Origin of the sequence: Sulfitobacter sp. NFXS29, from assembly GCF_040148765.1 — a bacterium.
GTDB lineage: Bacteria > Pseudomonadota > Alphaproteobacteria > Rhodobacterales > Rhodobacteraceae > Sulfitobacter.
Genome location: NZ_JAGDED010000006.1, coordinates 91,416 through 109,020 on the forward strand (window position 1 = coordinate 91,416; position 17,605 = coordinate 109,020).

Consider the following 17,605-nt stretch of genomic DNA (forward strand, 5'->3'; position numbering starts at 1 on the left):
ACTACCCGGCAGGCATGGGGATCTCAATCTCGACGCAATAACCATGCTCTGTTGCCCTTTTCTCCATCGTCGCCCCAAGCTGGCTAACAATGCCCGCCACGATCTTCGAACCGAGACCGACCCTCTCTAGACCTTTCGCGCTACCGATCCCATCGTCCGATACCGTCAAGGTCAAAAGGGTTCCCTCTTGGTGCAAACGAACATCTACCCGGCCCTGTTCCCGCTCAATGAAGGCATGTTTATGCGCGTTGGTCACAAGCTCATTGATCAGCAGCGCAAGGTTGATCGCCAGATCCGTCGGAAGAACGACCGCCTGCGCATCGACGACTTTCTCAATCTGCTTACTGTCGGTCTCTGTGCTGGTTGAAAGAAAGTCAACGAGTTGCGGGATATATTCACCGACATCCACATGGGTAACGTTCTGAGATTTATAGATAAGTTCATGAACCGAGCTTACGGCATGCACCCGCAAAGAGGCCTGCTGCAGGCTGTGTTTGACATGGTCGTCTTCCACCGATGCGGCTTCGAGACGCAGGATGCTCGACACCAGATGCAGGCTGTTCTTGATCCTGTGGTTTACATCCCCGAGCAGCGTTTCTTTCTGCTCAAGCAGTTTGTCCCTCTCGGTCAGTGTTTTCTGCAAGACCTCTTCGCGCTTTTTGGTATGGGTCAGATCGAGGGACGCACCGATGAACCGCGCGGGTTTGCCATATTCAAAAAGCACTTCGCCACGTGTGTTCAGCCATCGAATATCCCCTTGGGGCAAGACAATCCGATAGTCGGCGTTCAACGTGGGATCACTGACCGTGACCTCTTCCAAGCTCTTTTTCACATGCTCCAGATCATCGGGGTGTATACGCTTAAAAAGCTTGGTGATCGGGAAGGTTCCCTCGGTATCGGGATAGCCGAAAAGGTCGGCCAACTCATGCGATACATTCGCGGTGCCGGTCTGAAGGTCCAGCTCCCCATAGCCGATCCCCGACACCTGCTTTGCCAGATTGAGCCTTATCGCCTGGTCGCGGCGACCAATGAATTCCGAGGTGACATCTTCGACATGGTGGATCAGCGCGATCAACTGGCCGTCCTGAAAAACAGGCGCGTTGAACGGCTGCCAATACTTTTCTTCAAAGGCCCCATCGGCGCTGTCGCGAATGGGGATATTGTATTTCTGAACGGCCATCCGATGCGGCTTGCCAGTGGCGACGACAATCTCAAGCGACTTGCGCAGATTGTTGGTGCCATCCGCCGTCGCATCAGAAGGATCATCCGGAAACGCATCGAACAGCAATTTGCCAATGAGATCATCGGCTTTTGACCCGGTGATGCAGAGATACCGGTCATTCACGTCGATGATCATAAAATTAGTATCTAAAACAAGATAGCCATGGGGGGACGCTGCAAAAATTGCAGATCTCGGCACGCGCGCATTCGCCGATTTGCTAACGCCCATAGGCCTGCTCCTCCGGTACTTACCATCTTCACTATTGATCGTAGCCCTTTAATTTAAAACATAAAAGCAAAGAGGTACTAATATAAGTTAAGTTGCACCAACTGCACAGACCTGGGGGATCGCACGCATTTTCGGAAATATGGGGGCGACGTATGCGCGGAGAAAAACTTGCGCTCGGTTTCCACAGCCCCGCCAAACGGAAGGCGCTGCCACTCAGCGATTGAGACGGTAGACGATGCCATTCAAGCCGTAGCGCGCGCCAAAATTCGCGCCTGCCCCGCCACAGCCCCCGTTACGCCGCGGCGAGCGCATTCTCCGCTCTAATCTCCGAAGCGCAATCCGGCAGAGCCACGGTGAACTTCGTCCCGACGCCGACAGCACTTTCCACTTGAATGTCCCCCTCATGCGCCGCCGCGAGCTTCTTGCTGATCGCAAGGCCAAGCCCCGTGCCGCCATCGGCGCTTTTGGCAGCCGTTTCCGCTTGAATGAAGGCTTGGAAGATCCGCTGCAAATCCTCTTCCGGCATCCCGCAGCCGTTGTCTTCGACCTCAAGCCGGCAGGTATCGCCAACCCTCGTGGCCCGCATGTGAATGCTGGAGGCCGATGAAAACTTCAGTGCATTGCCTAAAAGGTTGATCAGGATCTGTTTGCAGCGCCCACGGTCGGCGAAAACGTCGAAGTCATCACATTCGATTTCCAGCACCGCCTGCTTTTCCTTGGCCAGCCCCTGAAATTGCTCCTCCAACTCGGCCAGCAGTTCGCCCGCGTTAAAAGAGGTTTTGTTAAGCTTGATCGAGTTAAGCTCAATGCTGGTATAGTCGAGGAGTTCATTGATGATGGTCAGCAAATGGTCGCCCGCGGATTTGATACGGCCGCCGTAACGCTCTGTCTGGTTGCCCAGTTCTTCAAAATGCACCTTCGAAATCTGCTCGTTCGGTTTCAGCTTGGCGATGGTGTGACCTTTGAGGCTCGTCAGAAAGCTGGCGTAGCCGTTGATGATCGTTAGCGGCGTGCGCAACTCGTGGCTCAGAACGCTCATGAACTCTGACTTGGCGCGGCTGGCATCGCGGGCCTCATCCCGGGCCTGGCGCAACTCGACGATGTTCTCCAACCGTGTGCGGTTTTCGATGAAATAGGTGAACAGCCCACCCATTACGATCATCGCAGCCGTCCCTGCGATAACCAGCGCCAGCAGTCTGTACTCATCAGGGTTGCTATGGCCGCCGATCAAGGTTGTCGGTGTCACATGAAAAGCAGCCATCCCGGTAAAGTGCAGACCCACGATCGCCAAAGCAAAGCTCGCCGTCATTTTCGACCGGGCGTATTTGTCGCCCTGCGCGCCAAAGAACAAAGCCACGGTCGACAGCACCATGGCCAGCAGAACCGAGGCGATAAGATAGCTCTTATCCCAGTGAATGATCCCCTCGATCCGATAGGCGACCATCCCGGTGTAATGCATGGCCGAGATCGACAGCCCCAAGATCACCCCGCCGATCACGGTCGTGACCCGCCTGCGAAACATCCCCGCAATGAGAATGCCGACCGTAGACCCGGTAATCGCGATCACCAACGAGGCAAAGGTAAGGCCGAAGTCGAAGCTTACCGGCGCATCGGGCTGATAGGCCAACATGGCGATGAAATGCGTACACCAAATGGCGATGCCAGAGGTCACGGCGGTCAGGAAATACCACAACAACGCCTGACGCGGTGTCTGCTTGAGCCCGTGCCGGTAGAGATTTGCAATCACCCAGCTGCCGAATGCGCACAACAGCGCGGCAAGCAAGACCAACGTCATATCGTGGTCAGAGTGCATAGAGTGAGCCACTGTAAGCATTTTTTAAACCTCAAGATAATGCAGCCAGTGTTGCGCGAGGAATACGTCGAAACCGTGTTCGAGTGGGTTCTTTTTGGCGGTAATTTCATATAGTAAAACCCTGATACGTGCTGCGCAGCCGGGGAAGCCCTTCCTTGGGTTCATCTGCCGGTTTCTGCGGCCCGCCGCTGCGCGCTTGCCCCACCGCGCAGCCCACTCTGAACGCCCCTTCGCCCCTGCTGAGAGATGCAATCGCACCGCCCAGCGGGTGAAAGAGACGGTACTAAATGACGCCCTTCACATCCAAGGGTTGCGCCGCCCTGCCTTAATACGCCACTACAGCGCCAAACTTGCGCCGCATTCCAATGCTGATCTGCGCATATTCAATTTGGTTCATAGGTAACTCCGCCATGCTAACGTGTTTTCAGGGGCTAATGCTTGACCCGGTCTATTGGGCCGTGCTTGCCGTCAGCGTGATCGCTGCGGCAGTCGCCCTATGGACGCTCAAGTTTCAAGAGTTTCATGGCAAGGTTTACTATGCGCTAACCTTTGTCGGGATGATCTGGACCCTGATGATGGTCGGGGCTGAAGCCGCAACGCCCGGTTACGCCTGCCAGATGCAACAGGCGCAACTGGCGTGGCTAGGGCATGGACTGGTCCCGGTCGCCTGGTCCTTCTTTATCTTCGAGTATGTCGGCCCCTCAAGCCATGCGCGTGGCCGGGCGAGCCTTTTCGCTCTGATCGCCGTGCCGATGGCGGCCTTTGTCCTCGCCGCGACGAACGACTGGCACCACCTGATCTATACCGCCGAGACCGCGATCCAGCCCGGCGAGGATCAGATCACCTTTGAACATGGCGCGGGATATTTCCTTGTCCTTGCGGTGCTCTATTGCTTTGTAATGGCGACGCTTATCTGGCTGGGGCGCGCATTCTTGCGGGCGAAACGGGCCGCTTGGCCGCTGCTGACGATGCTGGTGGTGATCACGCTGATCCCACTGGGCGCGAACGCGGCCTATGCCCTGTTCGGCTTCACGGTCCTCGGCCTTGATCCGACGGCCTTCATGTTCACCTTGGGCATCTTCGCCTTTTCATGGCTGCTGGTGACCAACAAGACGATGGACATGCCCTCTGTCGGGCAATCAGCCCTGTTTGACACGATGAGCGAACCACTCATCCTATTGGACGCACGGCGGCACGTCATTCGCTCGAACGCCGCGGCCAAGCGCAGCGGGCTTTTGACGGCTTCCTCCTTGGGCAATGATCTGATCGCGGGGATAAAGGCGCAAAGGGAGCAGACCGCCTCCGCCCATATCACCTGCGATGAACGCCTCTATGAGCCGCGCATTCACCCCATCGAAAACCCGCTCTCCCCCGCCGGCCCCGCCATTGGTTGGAGCGTCACCTTCGTCGATGTCACCGACCGGATCGCCACGACAACGGCCCTTGAACAAGCGCTGAAAGAGGCCGATGAGGCCAACCGGGCCAAGGATGAATTCATCTCGGTCGTGAGCCATGAGTTGCGCACGCCACTGACCTCACTGAAGGGCGGCCTGGCATTGGCGCTCAGCGGCAAACTGGGCGAGATCAAAGGCCCGCTGCGCTCCTCGCTCGACATTGCCCATCGCAACGGGGTCCGCCTGTCCCGTCTGGTCGATAATATCCTGCTGGTGCAAAAGCTTGAGGTACAGGCGCTGGCGCTTGAGTGGCTGCCCGTCGACCTGTCCGCCCTGCTGCGCGAAAGCATCGATGAAAACCGCATGTACGCGCATGAGCGCGGCATCAGGCTGGATATCGGCAAGATCACTCAGCCTGCCGTTGTCTTGGGTGATGCCTTTGCGATCCGGCAGGTGGTCGACAATCTGATCTCGAATGCGGTGAAATTCTCCAACGTGGGCGACACCGTAGAGGGCAGGCTGACGGCGCACCAAGGCCGGGTGCGAATCTCTATCCGCGATCATGGGCGCGGCATCCCTGAGGGGATGGAGGAACGGGTCTTTGGCCGCTTCGGACAACTTGACGACGACGGTCAGAAATCGACCCAAGGCTCCGGCCTTGGCCTGCATATCTCCCGCCAACTGGCGCGGCAGATGGCGGGTGATCTGTTCTACGAAAGCGAGGCCGGTGTCGGATCGACCTTCCATGTCGAATTCGGCATCGGGGCCGAGGCAGAGCCCGCCCCGCAAGCGGCCCCAAGCGCGCTGCAAAGCACCGACTAGGCGCACCCTCGCGGCTAAAGTTCGATGCGGATGTCGTGGATCCACAGTTTCGGCGGACGCGACAGGACAAAGACCACCACATCGGCCAGATCATCCGGCTCGGTGAAAATGTGGTTCGGCACGTCCTCTCCGGCCTTGGCGAACATGCCGGTATTGGTGCCCGACTGATAGAGCCCGCCAACCCGCACGCCGGTGTTTTCCTCATCCGCCTTCAGCACCTCGGTAAAGCCGCGTACGCCGTATTTCGTGGCCGTATAGACCGACTGCCCCGCCTGCGCCACGACACCGGATTTCGAAACGACATTGAGGATGATCGCCTCGTCATTGTCGCGCAGCGCAGGCAGCGTGGCCTGTGTCATCTGCATCAGTCCGGTCAGGTTGGTTTGCACCGTGGCCTGCAGCATCTCCGGCGCGATTGTGTCGAGCGGCCCGGCCTTGTGCCAAATCCCGGCGTTGTTGATCAGGATATCGAGCCCGCCAAAACGCGCCAGCACCTGCGCCGCGGCATGGTCGATCGCCGATGGGTCTCGCAGATCGCAGGTCAGCCCTACGGCCTCGGCCGCGCCTGCGGCTGTGCAGGCCTCGGCCACCGCCTGCAACCGCGTCTCATCGCGGCCCAGAATGGCCAGCCGCGCCCCTGTCTCTGCCAGTTTCAGGCAGATGTGCCGCCCGATCCCGTCGCTGCCGCCGGTGACCAAAATACGTTTGTCGCGCAGTTCCATGTCGTTCTCCTATACTTCGCGGCGGCTTACCGCGTGGCGAAGCCACCGCCAAGCCCTGCCCGCGCGGTCGGTCAGATCGTGATGATTTGCGCCCGGATTGCCTTGGCCACCGCATGGGTCTTATTGGTCACCTGCAGCTTTGCGCAGGCATTATAGAGGTGGTGGTTCACCGTGCTGGCCGCCACCGTCATGATCTGCCCTGTCTCCCACGCCGTTTTGCCCACGGCGGCCCATTTTAGCACTTCCTTCTCGCGGGTACTTAACCGCGGCCCCGGCGGGGCGCTGGCGATATTCGCCACGATGTCGCTTTGGATTAAACAGCCCAGATAGATCGCATCGGCGATGATGCCGCGCTTGTATTTGCGCCATTCATGGATGCGCAGGTCAGAGTTCAGCGTCAGCACCGCCTTACCGTGCAAATGGTCCCGAATGGGGATCGACACACCGTTTTGACGCACGCCAAACTCCATCGCCTCCCCAAAAAAATTGCGGGCGGTTCGGTCGACCTTGGGCAATTCGCTCCAATCTACGGGCAAGGTGCCCTCAAGGGATTGGTCGACCACCGGGTCAATCAGATGATAGTTTTCCTCTTGGTAGCGCGTCAGCCAAGCGGGGTCATAGGTTGTGTGAATAACCGGATCGCTGTTGCCGGGGTTGGTTTTGTGAAACCCCAGATAGGACAGGTTGTTCAGCCCCATCTCCTGCGCCAAAACCTGCAACATCTCGGTCGGTTTGATGTCTGGTCGTTGCTCTTTCAGGAGGAGGTAGCGGTCGGAAAGCGGGGTCACCATAGGGCGGCGTTCAAAAGCTCATTTGGTTAAAAACTGAGCACCTTGATAGAACGCCTCAACCACCGAGGGAACATCACCGCCGTGAATGATTTCTCGGAATGAGGGAAACGGGCCGAGACGTTGCATTTTTGTCCCTATGACCAAGGGGCAAGGCAAAGGACCGCCCGACCAAAGGTCGGAACGTTCGCCCCCACGGTCGAGGCCGTGCAGGGCATAAAGCGGCCCCTGCCCGAAAACCTATGCGCCCTCTACAACAACAAAAGCGTCCAACTCAGCGGACAAGGGCGCGGCGTCCCGAAGCAGGGGCCGGAACAGAGCCAAATGGCAGGCCCTGTCAAAAGATCGCGTCAACCTGAGCGCGCATCTCTTGTTTGGCTATCATTCAGCGCAGCCGCAAACCCCGATAACAAGATTCGCGCGTTCGATCCTCAAGCATTTGTTATGGTTTGATTAAATTTCCGGCAGTTCTTGACTGATTGGGTATGGGCGCGCCTGTAAACCTAGTAAAATTTATAGTCAGGGGTGAATCGCCAAGGCCAAGCATCGCTTTCATGCGCCTACAAGATTGCGCTGTTACAAAATCTTCACTGGCAATCGGAAATCTAATTCTGTAATTCACGAATTATGGAACAACTGATCCCCAATCGCCTCGCCACACTCGGCCATCCGCAGCGTCTCGCGCTTTTTCGGCTGCTGATGCGCCGCTACCCGGATCGGGTGCCAGCGACCGAACTGGCGCAGGCGCTTGGTCTCAAGCCCAACACCCTCTCGACCTATATCGGCGCCCTGATGCAGGCCGGGCTGGTGACCCAAGAACGGCAAGGCACCTCTCTGCGCTATGCGATCGATATTGCGGCGGCTCGAGACACCATCGGCTACCTGCTGAACGACTGCTGCCGCGGACGGCCAGAGATTTGCCTCCCCCTCACCTCTTCAGATGGAAACGCTCCCATGACCGACGACAAGTTCAATGTCCTGTTCATCTGCACCGGCAACTCCGCCCGGTCGATCTTTGCCGAAAGCATCCTGCGCGACCTCGCGGCGGACCGTTTCAACGTCTACTCCGCAGGCACGCGGCCACAATCCGCATTGAACCCCTTCGCCGTCGAAGTGCTCAAGCAAAAGGGCCATGACGTGACGCAGCTGCGGTCGAAACATATCTCTGAGCTTCAGAGCGAAGACGCGCCCGATTTTGATTTCGTTTTTACCGTTTGCAATCAAGCGGCTAACGAAGAATGCCCCACATGGCCCGGCCAGCCGATCACCGCCCATTGGGGCCTACCCGATCCGGTCAAGGTCGAAGGCTCCGACGCGGAAAAGAGCCTCGCGTTCCAACAAGCCTATGGCACGCTGCGCAACCGGATGTTGGGCTTTACCAGCCTGCCGCTGACCTCGCTCGACCGTATTTCGCTGCAAAAGGCGCTCGATGACGCGGGCCAAACCGACAAAGAAGGATTCTCCGAATGACCACCTACGCCATCAACGGCCTTGGCCGCATCGGCAAGCTTGCCCTGAAACCGCTGCTGGATCGGGGTGCCAAAATCGCATGGATCAACGACGCGGTGGGCGACCCAGAGATGCACGCGCATCTGCTGGAGTTCGACACGGTGCACGGGCGCTGGCAGGCTGATTTCGCCCATGACACTGACAGCGTGAGCATCAACGGCACCCGCCTGCCCTTCATCGGCACGCGCGACCTCAGCGCGCTGCCGCTCGACGGGGTGGATGTGGTGATCGACTGCACCGGGGTTTTCAAGACCGAAGCCAAGCTGGCCCCCTATTTCGATGCCGGCGTGAAAAAGGTCGTCGTGTCGGCCCCTGTAAAAGACGGTGATGCGGCCAATATCGTCTATGGCGTCAACAACGGCGCCTATGACCCCGCGCGGCACAAAATCGTCACGGCGGCAAGCTGCACGACCAACTGCCTCGCCCCAGTGGTGAAGGTGATCCACGAAGCGCTGCGGATCAAGCACGGGTCCATCACCACGATCCACGATGTGACCAACACACAGACCATTGTCGACCGCCCCGCCAAAGACCTGCGTCGCGCACGCTCGGCCCTGAACTCGCTGATCCCGACGACCACCGGCAGCGCCACGGCGATCACGCTGATCTACCCCGAACTCAAAGGCCGCTTGAACGGCCACGCGGTGCGGGTGCCACTGCTCAACGCTTCGCTGACCGATTGCGTCTTTGAAGTAGAGCGTGAGACGACGGTCGAAGAGATAAACGCCCTGTTCAGAGCCGCCGCCGAAGGGGATTTGAAAGACATCCTCGGCTATGAGGAACGCCCGCTCGTCTCAGCCGATTACACCAACGACACCCGCTCAAGCATCATCGACGCGCTCTCCACCATGGTGGTGAATGGCACGCAGGTGAAAATCTACGCGTGGTACGACAATGAGATGGGCTACGCGCACCGTCTCGTCGATGTGGCGCTGATGGTCGGGGCAAGCCTGTGAGCCAGAGCGCGACCCGCCCCGAGGGGCTATCGGCCTATATCGCGGTCACGGCGGCCTATTGGGCCTTTATGCTGACCGATGGCGCGTTGCGCATGTTGGTGCTGCTGCACTTTCACCGGCTTGGCTTTTCGCCCGTGCAACTGGCTTATCTCTTTGTTCTTTATGAGATCGCGGGCGTTGTTACCAACCTCTGCGCGGGCTGGATCGCGGCGCGCTTCGGGCTGGCATCCACGCTTTATGCGGGGCTGGGCTTGCAGATCGTGGCGCTGCTGGCGCTGGCGCAGCTTGATCCGTCTTGGGCAGTCGGTGCCTCGGTGGTGTTCGTTATGCTGGTGCAGGGTGCAAGCGGGGTGGCCAAGGATTTGGCCAAGATGTCATCGAAATCCGCCGTCAAGCTTCTGGCCCCGGCTGAGGATGGCGGGCTGTTCCGCTGGGTCGCGCTGCTGACCGGCTCCAAGAACATGGTTAAGGGTCTGGGCTTTCTGCTCGGCGCGGCGTTGCTGGCCACGCTCGGGTTTGTCTGGGCGGTGCTCGGCATGGCCGCGATCCTTGCGCTGATCCTGATCGCCGTGCTGACCGCCATGCCGCCCGGCCTGCCCAAGGGGCGCAAGGGGGCGAAGTTCTCCGAAGTCTTCTCCAAATCCCCCAACGTGAATTGGCTCAGCGCGGCGCGGGTGTTTCTGTTCGGCGCGCGGGATGTGTGGTTCGTGGTGGGCATCCCCATCTATTTCTACGCGGTCCTCTCGGACGGCACGGAAGAAAGCAACCGCGCGGCCTTCTTCATGATCGGCACATTCATGGCGGTTTGGGTGATCCTCTACGGTTTAATGCAGATCTATGCGCCGCGCTTGCTGCGGGCGAAATCTCGCCCTGCAGGTGAGTTGATCCTAGCCGCGAAGGGCTGGGCGTGGGCATTGGCCGCCGTGCCTGCGGCGCTGACACTCGCCGCGCTGTTCAGCGACGGGCCGCAGACATGGCTCACCGCGACGCTGGTCATCGGCCTGCTAGCCTTTGGCGCGGTCTTTGCGGTGAATTCGTCCCTGCATTCCTACCTCATCTTGTCCTTCACAAAGGCCGAGCGGGTGACGATGGATGTGGGGTTTTACTACATGGCCAATGCCGCCGGGCGGCTGTTGGGCACGTTGATGTCTGGGCTGAGCTATCAAATTGGTGGGCTGCCCCTGATGCTGGGGGCGGCGGCGATCATGGTGGCCCTGTCGGCGCTGCTGGTCGGGTTCTTAAAACCCGACCAAGGCTGACCGTTAGCCTGCTTTGCTGGCGCGACCGTTGCTTTGATCAGCCTGCGTATAGGCGTTCATCGCCGCGACGGCGCCTTCGTCCCAGATGAGCGTGAGCCAAGCGGCAAAGGCATCACGGAAGGCATCGGCCTGCGCCAGATCACCATAAAGGCGGTCTTGCTCTAGCCACGCTTCGGGCCGTTCCCGCGCGGCCTGCGCCACGCTTTGCAATGCGTCCCAGATCGGATCATTCGCCACGATCTCGCTGCCGTTTTCGCGCGTGCCTGCACACATCCGCGCCCAGAGCGCTTCGACTAAGGCCAAGCCAGAGACTGAACGCCCCGCCGCCAGTTGATCCCGCAAGATCGGCAGGACAAAACCGGTGTGCCGTGCAGAGCCATCAAATGCGACGCGGCGCGTGGTGTCGACGATACGCGGGTTCGAGAACCGCTGTTCGATCAGCTCAAGATAGGCCAACGGCGTCATCCCGGGCACCGGGGCGACTGTCTGGGTAATCTCTTCGGCCTGTACGCGGTGGAACATCGCACGGATCGCCGGATGCGCCATGGTGGCCGAAATCGTCTCGATCCCCAGCACCTCACCGACGTTGGCCAAAACCTGATGGCCCGCGTTGAGGATGCGGATCTTCATCTTTTCATAGGCATGCACATCGTCCGAGAAGGTAGCCCCCACCTGATCCCAGTTGGGCCGGCCTGCGCAGAAATCGTCTTCGATCACCCATTGGCGGAAGGCTTCATGCGTGACGGGGGCCGCGTCGTTCACGCCAAACTCCCGCGCCTGCGCGATCTCGGCCGGGCCGGTGGCCGGGGCGATGCAATCGACCATGGAGTTGGGGAAACTGGCGTTCGCCTCGATCCAATCGGCCAGCGCCGGGTCGGACAGCCGCGCGAGCGACACGACCGCTTGGCGCAGGATATCGCCATTACCTTGCAGGTTGTCACAGCTCAGTCCCGTAAACGGCCCCTGCCCCGCATCGCGGCGCAGACGCAGGGCCGCAACGATGGCCCCAAAGGCGGTGCGCGGGGTCTCAGGGTTCGCCGCGTCATGGACGATATCAGCGTGGGTAGCGTCGAACCCCTTGCTCACCGGGTCAATGTAATAGCCGCTTTCCGTGACCGTCAGCCCGACGATGCGAATGGCCGGATCGGCCATGGCGCGGATCAACGCGCCGTTACCCTCTTCAATCGGGAGATAGTCGATCATGGAGCCCACAACCTCGGCCGAGGTCTGCGCGGGGTCGAGTTCGATCAGCGTCGTCAGACAGTCCTGCGCCAAGAGCTTCTCGCGCATCGCCGCATCATAGGGGCGCACCCCCGCACCAAGGATCGCCCAGTCTTGGGCTTGGCCGTCCTGCATCAAACGGTGCAGATACCACGCCTGATGCGCGCGGTGAAAATTGCCCACGCCGATATGCACGATACCGGGGGTCAGGGCGCTGCGGTCATAGGTGGGGTGGGCGATGTCGAGATCACCCAGCGTCGCGTTTGAGAGGTCTACCAATTTATCCATGATCCACATCCTTGTAGGGCCGCGCACCGGGGAGAGGGTGCGGGGGTCGGCCTGTCGTTCCTGTCGCTTGCACTACTCGACCCGAAGGCCTTGTGCGTCGAAACGGTGCAGCTTGTCCGCCTGCGGGGTGAGGAAAATCCGGTCGCCATGTTTGACCGGCAACTCCCCATCCACGCGCACGGTCATCGGGCCACAACCTGCGACACCGTGGATGTGCAAGAAGGTGTCAGAGCCCAGATGCTCGGCCACGCCGATTGTGCCTTCCCAAGCGCCCTCGGTCGTGGACACGTCGAAATGCTCTGGCCGGATACCGATGGTCGGCGCGCCGCGTGCTTCGGCTTCGGCGCCTTTAATCAGGTTCATCTTGGGCGACCCGATGAAACCCGCGACGAATTCGTTGCGCGGCTTGTAGTAAAGCTCAAGCGGGGTGCCGACCTGTTCGATATAGCCCGCGCGCAGCACGACGATCTTGTCGGCCATGGTCATCGCTTCGACCTGATCGTGGGTTACGTAGATCATCGTTGTCGCCAGCCGCTTGTGCAGCTCGCTGATTTCCAGACGCATCCCCACCCGCAGCGCGGCATCGAGGTTCGACAGCGGCTCATCGAAGAGGAACGCCGAAGGCTCCCGCACAATGGCACGGCCAATGGCGACCCGCTGGCGCTGACCGCCCGACAGTTGGCCCGGACGACGATCAAGGTAGTCAGTCAAGTTCAGCGCTTTGGCAGCCGCTTCGATCCGACGGTTTTGTTCATCCGCAGGCAGCCCGGCCATTTTCATCGGAAAGGCGATGTTCTTGCGCACCGACATATGCGGGTAAAGCGCGTAGGATTGGAACACCATCGCCAGACCGCGTTTCGCGGGCGGCACATGGGTCGCATCCGTGCCGTCGATGTCGATATGGCCCGAGGTGATATCCTCCAACCCCGCGATCAGCCGCAGCAGTGTGGATTTCCCGCAGCCCGAGGGGCCGACGAAGACGGTGAATTCGCCGTCTTCGATGGTCAGATCAAGGGGCGGAATGACTTCCACGTCGCCGAAGCTTTTGGAAACCTGATTAAGTTTAATTTGTCCCATGTGACTGTCCCTTGCTTACTTGACTGCGCCGAAAGTCAGGCCGCTGACGAGTTGTTTCTGGCTGAACCAGCCGAGGATGAGGATTGGCGCGATGGCCATGGTGGAGGCCGCGCTGAGTTTCGCGTAGAAAAGACCTTCGGGGCTGGAATAGCTCGCGATGAAGGCGGTGAGCGGTGCCGCTTTGGCCGCGGTGAGGTTGAGCGTCCAGAAGGCTTCGTTCCATGCGAGGATGAAGTTCAAGAGTAGCGTGGAGGCAATGCCGGGGATCGCCATGGGCGTGAGGACGTAAAGCACCTCTTCACGCAGGCTTGCCCCATCCATCCGTGCCGCTTCCAAGATCTCGCCGGGGATTTCGCGGAAGTAGGTGTAGAGCATCCAGACGATGATCGGCAGGTTGATAAGCATCAAGATGATGACCAAAGCGATCTTGCTGTCGAGCACGCCAAACTGGATGCAGAGCAGGTAGATCGGGTAGAGCACCCCCACCGCGGGCAGCATCTTGGTCGAGAGCATCCAAAGCAGGATATCCTTGGTCCGCTTGCCGGGCACAAAGGCCATCGACCATGCGGCGGGCACCGCGATCAGGATGCCAAGGACGGTCGAGCCCCCGGCGATGATGATCGAGTTCCACAAGAAGCGCCCATAGTTCGAGCGTTCCAGAACCGCCTCGTAGTTCGCCAGCGTCCAATCGAAGCCGAGGAAGATCGGCGGATCGGCGATGGCCTGTGCTTCGGTCTTGAAGCTGGTGAGGATGGTCCAAAGGATGGGGAAGAAGATCAGGAAACCGATGCCCCATGCGATGGCCGTGTTGACGATCTTGCGTTGTCTGGTGACTGCGCGTGCCATGATGTCTCCTCCTCAGGCGTCCAGGTTCTTGCCGACGATGCGCATCAGGAAGATGGCAACGATATTGGCGAGAATGATTGCATAGACACCGCCTGCCGATCCAAGGCCGATGTTCTGGCTTTCCAGCACCCGCTGGAAGATGAGATAGGTCAGTGTTTTGGTCCCAAAGGCACCGCCCGTGGTCACGAATATCTCCGCAAAGATCGACAAGAGAAAGATCGTCTGGATCAAGATCACCACGGTGATCGCGCGGCCCAGGTGCGGCAGGGTGATAAAGGCGAAACGTTTGCTTGCGGGGGCGCCGTCCATCTCAGCAGCGTCAAGCTGCTCGCGGTCGAGCGACTGGATCGCGGTGAGCAGGATCAGCGTCGCAAAGGGCAGCCACTGCCATGATACGATGATGATGATTGACGTCAGCGAGGCTTGGCTCATCCATTGCACCGGGGTCGCGCCGAAGAACTCCCACAGATGCGCGAAGAGACCATAGTTCGGGTCCATAAACATGTTCTTCCACACCAGCGCCGAAACGGTTGGCATGACAAAGAAGGGCGCGATGACGAGGATGCGGACAAAGCCCTGCCCCCACATCGGCTGGTTCAAAAGGATGGCGAGCAAGATGCCCAAGCCCACCGTGATCGCCAGCACACCGCCGACGATAATCAGGGTGGTCATCACCGAGGGCCAGAAGGCGCTCGAGGTGACGAAACGCACGTAGTTGTCGAACCCCACCCAGCCCAGATCACCGCCGCGCATCGGCAGGTATTTCTTGAAGGAAAAATAGAGCGTCATGGTCAGCGGGATGAGCATCCATCCAAGGAGCAAGACCACCGCAGGGGCCATCATCAGGCGTGCCGCTGATCGGGAATGTTGGGTAGCCATCGGGCACATCTCCTCTGCTGGCGGCGGATGCCGCGTTTAGGTGAAGGGTATCATATTTTGTGGTGGGGCGAAAAAGGGCGGCGGTGGCCGCCGCCCTTTGTGCCGATGAAGCGGCGGCTTAGCGGTAGCCGGCGGCTTCCATTGCGTCGTTGGTCAGGGCTTGTGCCTTCTCAAGTGCCTCTTCGACGGTCTGCTGACCGGCATAGGCGGCAGAGAACTCTTGGCTCACGTCGGTCGCGATGCCTGCAAACTCTGGGATCGCGGCGAACTGAACACCGACGTAAGGCGTCGGATCGACGGTGGAGTTCTCAGGATCAGCCGAGAGGATCGAGTCGAGCGTCATCTGTGCGAAGGGCACTTTCTGGTACTCGGGGTTCTCATAGAGCGACTTGCGCGCGCCGGGAGGAACGTTGGCCCAGCCTTCGTTTTCGGCAACCAGCTCGATATAGTCCTTCGAGGTGGCCCATTCGATGAACTCTTTCGCGGCATCTTCTTTCTGAGTGCCCGCCGGGATCGCCAGCGCCCATGCCCAGAGCCAGTTGGAACGTTTGCCAAGACCTGTGTCCGGTGCCAGCGCAAAACCAACCTTGTCGGCCACGGTGGAATCGTCGGGGTTGGTCACGAAGGACGCCGCCACGGTGGCGTCGATCCACATGCCGCATTTGCCCTGCTGGAAGAGCGAGAGGTTCTCGTTGAAGCCATTGGAGGCATAGCCCGCCGGGCCGCTTTCATCCATCAGGTCTTTGTAGAAGTTGATCGTGTTGGCCCAAGCCTCGGTGTCGAACTGGGCGTTCCAGTCCTCATCAAACCAGCGTGCGCCAAAGGAGTTGGACATCGCCGTGATCAGTGCGCCGCCCTCGCCCCAACCGGCCTTGCCGCGCAGGCAGATGCCGTTGATGTCGTTTTCACGATCGGTCATGGCGGCGGCGGCTTCGCGGATGAATTCCCATGTCGGGTCTTTCGGCATTTCCATGCCGGCTTTTTCCATCAGATCAGTGCGGTACATGATCATGGAGCTTTCGCCGTAGAAAGGTGCCGCGTAAAGCGTGCCGTCGTGGCTCAGACCACCGGCCATGGCGGGCAGGATATCGTCTGCGTCATAGTCTTCGCTGAGGTTGTCCAGCGGCACCAGCCAGCCGTTCGCACCCCAGATCGGCGTCTCGTACATGCCGATGGTCATGATGTCGAAAGAGCCGCCCTTGGTCGAGATGTCGGTGGTGACGCGCTGGCGCAGCACGTTCTCTTCCAACGTGACCCACTCCACTTCGTGGCCGGTCTCTTCGGTGAATTTGTCGGTGTAGCCCTGCATCCGGATCATGTCGCCGTTGTTCACGGTGGCGATGGTGATCGTTTCAGCAAAAGCGCCGCCGCCCATGATCAGGGATAGGGCCGTCGCAGCGTGCAATGATTTATTCGAGAACATCAATAGTTCCTCCCTCTATAGATGATGGAACGAGACTAACGGCCTACATAACGCGCAGTCAAATTAAATTTTACGCGCGATAACTATTTTCTGAGCAACTTGCGAACTCAATAGCTTAAGCAGAGGCGCGCATCACCAATTTGCCGTCAAACAGCGTCTCCTCGCGCTCGGTCAGGCGGGTTTCGCTTTCGATAATGCGGAACAGCGTGCTGGCCGCCCGATTCGCGATGGCGCCGTAATCCTGCGCGATGGTGGTCAACGGCGGGCAGGTGTAGCGCGAGAACGGGTGGTCATCCTGCCCCGCGATCCGCATGGCGCAGTCCTTGCCATGGCCCACCCGCAGCCCCAACTCATAGGCCGCCGACAGCATCCCGATAGCCAAACGGTCATTCGAGCAGAGCACCGTATCGGTCTCAAACGCCCCTGCCGAAATCAGCCGCCCGCCCTCGGTCGCGCCGATCTCTTCAAAATTCCAGCCCTCGCCCGGCACCTGATGGATATGCGGGGCAAAGCCGTGCCGCTCCATTGCCTCAAGATAGGCTTGGCGGCGCTTGTTGGCGTTCGGGTTGCTGGGTGTCTTCATTTCGAAAAAGCAGGGCGGCTCTCCGCTGCGGCACAGATATTCGACAATTAACTCGACGCTTTGAAAATTGTCGGTACCCACGAAAGCCTCACAGACCCCTTCGACATTGGCGTCAAAGGTCACGACGGGCACGTCCCGGCAAAAGCGCGCGATCGCCTCCCGGTCCGAGGCTTTGCCGAAGGGCGCCAAAAGCACGCCCGCAGGTTTCAGCGCCCGAAGCGAGTCAAGATTGGCCCGCTCCTGCGCCGGATTGCCGTGCGAGCTGAGCAAGATCGGACTATACCCCGCCGCCAGACAGGCCAGTTCCACCTCGCGCCCGATCTCGGAAAAGAACGGGTCGGAGAGGTTGGGCACGACAACGCCGATGTTGCGGGTTTTGCGACGGTTTTGGTTCACCGCATAGACATTGGGGCGATAGTCATACTGGCTCAGCGCCGCTTCAATCTTCTCGCGGGTCGAGCGCCGCACGCTGTCGGGATCGTTAAAGTATTTCGACAGCGTGGGCCGGGAAATGCCACTTACAGCAGCAAACTCCTCCATATTGCGGATTTTTTGCTGCCCCATCTTAACCCTCC

14 protein-coding genes are annotated in these 17,605 nt (G+C 59.5%); 4 read left to right on the top strand and 10 right to left on the bottom strand.

What is annotated here, in order from left to right; genetic code table 11:
- Position 1: 1 nt before the first annotated feature.
- Together J3456_RS11255 and J3456_RS11260 are read right to left on the bottom strand one after the other, a co-directional pair.
- On the bottom strand, positions 2-1,450 hold the full coding sequence (locus tag J3456_RS11255) for a PAS domain-containing sensor histidine kinase (protein WP_349580333.1): 1,449 nt from the start codon (positions 1,448-1,450) through the stop codon (positions 2-4).
- Positions 1,451-1,742: 292 nt separating this feature from the next.
- Complete coding sequence (locus tag J3456_RS11260) at positions 1,743-3,263, bottom strand: sensor histidine kinase (protein WP_349580334.1); 1,521 nt, start codon at positions 3,261-3,263, stop codon at positions 1,743-1,745.
- Between the two features lie 410 nt (positions 3,264-3,673).
- Between J3456_RS11260 and J3456_RS11265 the strand changes: the two genes are divergently transcribed.
- Positions 3,674-5,479, top strand: a complete 1,806-nt coding sequence (locus J3456_RS11265) for a sensor histidine kinase (protein WP_349580335.1) — start codon at positions 3,674-3,676, stop codon at positions 5,477-5,479.
- Positions 5,480-5,493: 14 nt separating this feature from the next.
- On the opposite strand, the gene J3456_RS11270 is transcribed toward J3456_RS11265, so the two are convergent.
- Complete coding sequence (locus tag J3456_RS11270; protein ID WP_349580336.1) at positions 5,494-6,201, bottom strand: SDR family oxidoreductase; 708 nt, start codon at positions 6,199-6,201, stop codon at positions 5,494-5,496.
- 71 nt (positions 6,202-6,272) lie between these two features.
- Entirely contained in the window at positions 6,273-6,992 is a 720-nt protein-coding gene (locus tag J3456_RS11275) for a helix-turn-helix transcriptional regulator (protein ID WP_349580337.1), read from the bottom strand.
- A 624-nt stretch (positions 6,993-7,616) separates the two neighbouring features.
- Between J3456_RS11275 and J3456_RS11280 the strand changes: the two genes are divergently transcribed.
- The 3 genes from J3456_RS11280 to arsJ are packed head-to-tail and all read left to right on the top strand — an operon-like array spanning position 7,617 to position 10,713.
- Positions 7,617-8,459: an arsenate reductase/protein-tyrosine-phosphatase family protein gene (locus tag J3456_RS11280; protein ID WP_349580338.1), complete on the top strand. Its 843-nt coding sequence runs from the start codon at positions 7,617-7,619 to the stop codon at positions 8,457-8,459.
- Positions 8,456-9,454, top strand: a complete 999-nt coding sequence (locus J3456_RS11285; protein ID WP_349580339.1) for an ArsJ-associated glyceraldehyde-3-phosphate dehydrogenase — start codon at positions 8,456-8,458, stop codon at positions 9,452-9,454. The genes J3456_RS11280 and J3456_RS11285 overlap by 4 nt, the downstream gene beginning before the upstream one ends.
- Positions 9,451-10,713 carry an organoarsenical effux MFS transporter ArsJ gene (gene arsJ, locus J3456_RS11290; protein WP_349580340.1) on the top strand — a complete coding sequence of 421 codons (1,263 nt, stop codon included), beginning with the start codon at positions 9,451-9,453 and terminating at the stop codon, positions 10,711-10,713. Before J3456_RS11285 ends, arsJ begins: the two co-directional genes overlap by 4 nt.
- 3 nt (positions 10,714-10,716) lie before the next feature.
- Here the strand turns inward: arsJ and J3456_RS11295 are convergent, their stop codons facing one another.
- The 6 genes from J3456_RS11295 to J3456_RS11320 form a co-directional block, all read right to left on the bottom strand.
- Positions 10,717-12,222, bottom strand: coding sequence for a mannitol dehydrogenase family protein (locus J3456_RS11295; RefSeq protein WP_349580341.1), 1,506 nt, complete (start codon positions 12,220-12,222; stop codon positions 10,717-10,719).
- Positions 12,223-12,294: 72 nt separating this feature from the next.
- A complete protein-coding gene (locus J3456_RS11300) occupies positions 12,295-13,299 on the bottom strand; it encodes an ABC transporter ATP-binding protein (RefSeq protein ID WP_349580342.1) in 1,005 nt (334 codons plus the stop codon).
- 15 nt (positions 13,300-13,314) lie between these two features.
- The gene (locus J3456_RS11305; RefSeq protein ID WP_349580343.1) at positions 13,315-14,145 is read right to left on the bottom strand and encodes a carbohydrate ABC transporter permease; all 831 of its coding nucleotides are present in this window, start codon (positions 14,143-14,145) and stop codon (positions 13,315-13,317) included.
- Positions 14,146-14,157: 12 nt separating this feature from the next.
- Positions 14,158-15,024, bottom strand: a complete 867-nt coding sequence (locus J3456_RS11310; protein WP_349580344.1) for a carbohydrate ABC transporter permease — start codon at positions 15,022-15,024, stop codon at positions 14,158-14,160.
- 118 nt (positions 15,025-15,142) lie between these two features.
- Positions 15,143-16,447 carry an ABC transporter substrate-binding protein gene (locus tag J3456_RS11315; RefSeq protein WP_349580345.1) on the bottom strand — a complete coding sequence of 435 codons (1,305 nt, stop codon included), beginning with the start codon at positions 16,445-16,447 and terminating at the stop codon, positions 15,143-15,145.
- A gap of 115 nt (positions 16,448-16,562) precedes the next feature.
- Positions 16,563-17,594 (bottom strand): LacI family DNA-binding transcriptional regulator, encoded by a 1,032-nt coding sequence (locus J3456_RS11320; protein ID WP_349580346.1) that lies wholly within the window; start codon positions 17,592-17,594, stop codon positions 16,563-16,565.
- Positions 17,595-17,605: the final 11 nt, after the last annotated feature.

Excerpts from the sequence above, each read along its gene's own strand:
- J3456_RS11300 (WP_349580342.1), bottom strand. The coding sequence starts at position 13,299 with ATGGGACAAATTAAACTTAATCAGGTTTCCAAAAGCTTCGGCGACGTG.
- J3456_RS11315 (WP_349580345.1), bottom strand. The coding sequence starts at position 16,447 with ATGTTCTCGAATAAATCATTGCACGCTGCGACGGCCCTATCCCTGATC.
- J3456_RS11260 (WP_349580334.1), bottom strand. The coding sequence starts at position 3,263 with ATGCACTCTGACCACGATATGACGTTGGTCTTGCTTGCCGCGCTGTTG.
- J3456_RS11275 (WP_349580337.1), bottom strand. The coding sequence starts at position 6,992 with ATGGTGACCCCGCTTTCCGACCGCTACCTCCTCCTGAAAGAGCAACGA.
- J3456_RS11285 (WP_349580339.1), top strand. The coding sequence starts at position 8,456 with ATGACCACCTACGCCATCAACGGCCTTGGCCGCATCGGCAAGCTTGCC.
- J3456_RS11310 (WP_349580344.1), bottom strand. The coding sequence starts at position 15,024 with ATGGCTACCCAACATTCCCGATCAGCGGCACGCCTGATGATGGCCCCT.
- J3456_RS11320 (WP_349580346.1), bottom strand. The coding sequence starts at position 17,594 with ATGGGGCAGCAAAAAATCCGCAATATGGAGGAGTTTGCTGCTGTAAGT.
- J3456_RS11295 (WP_349580341.1), bottom strand. The coding sequence starts at position 12,222 with ATGGATAAATTGGTAGACCTCTCAAACGCGACGCTGGGTGATCTCGAC.
- J3456_RS11255 (WP_349580333.1), bottom strand. The coding sequence starts at position 1,450 with ATGGGCGTTAGCAAATCGGCGAATGCGCGCGTGCCGAGATCTGCAATT.
- J3456_RS11305 (WP_349580343.1), bottom strand. The coding sequence starts at position 14,145 with ATGGCACGCGCAGTCACCAGACAACGCAAGATCGTCAACACGGCCATC.
- J3456_RS11270 (WP_349580336.1), bottom strand. The coding sequence starts at position 6,201 with ATGGAACTGCGCGACAAACGTATTTTGGTCACCGGCGGCAGCGACGGG.
- J3456_RS11280 (WP_349580338.1), top strand. The coding sequence starts at position 7,617 with ATGGAACAACTGATCCCCAATCGCCTCGCCACACTCGGCCATCCGCAG.
- J3456_RS11265 (WP_349580335.1), top strand. The coding sequence starts at position 3,674 with ATGCTAACGTGTTTTCAGGGGCTAATGCTTGACCCGGTCTATTGGGCC.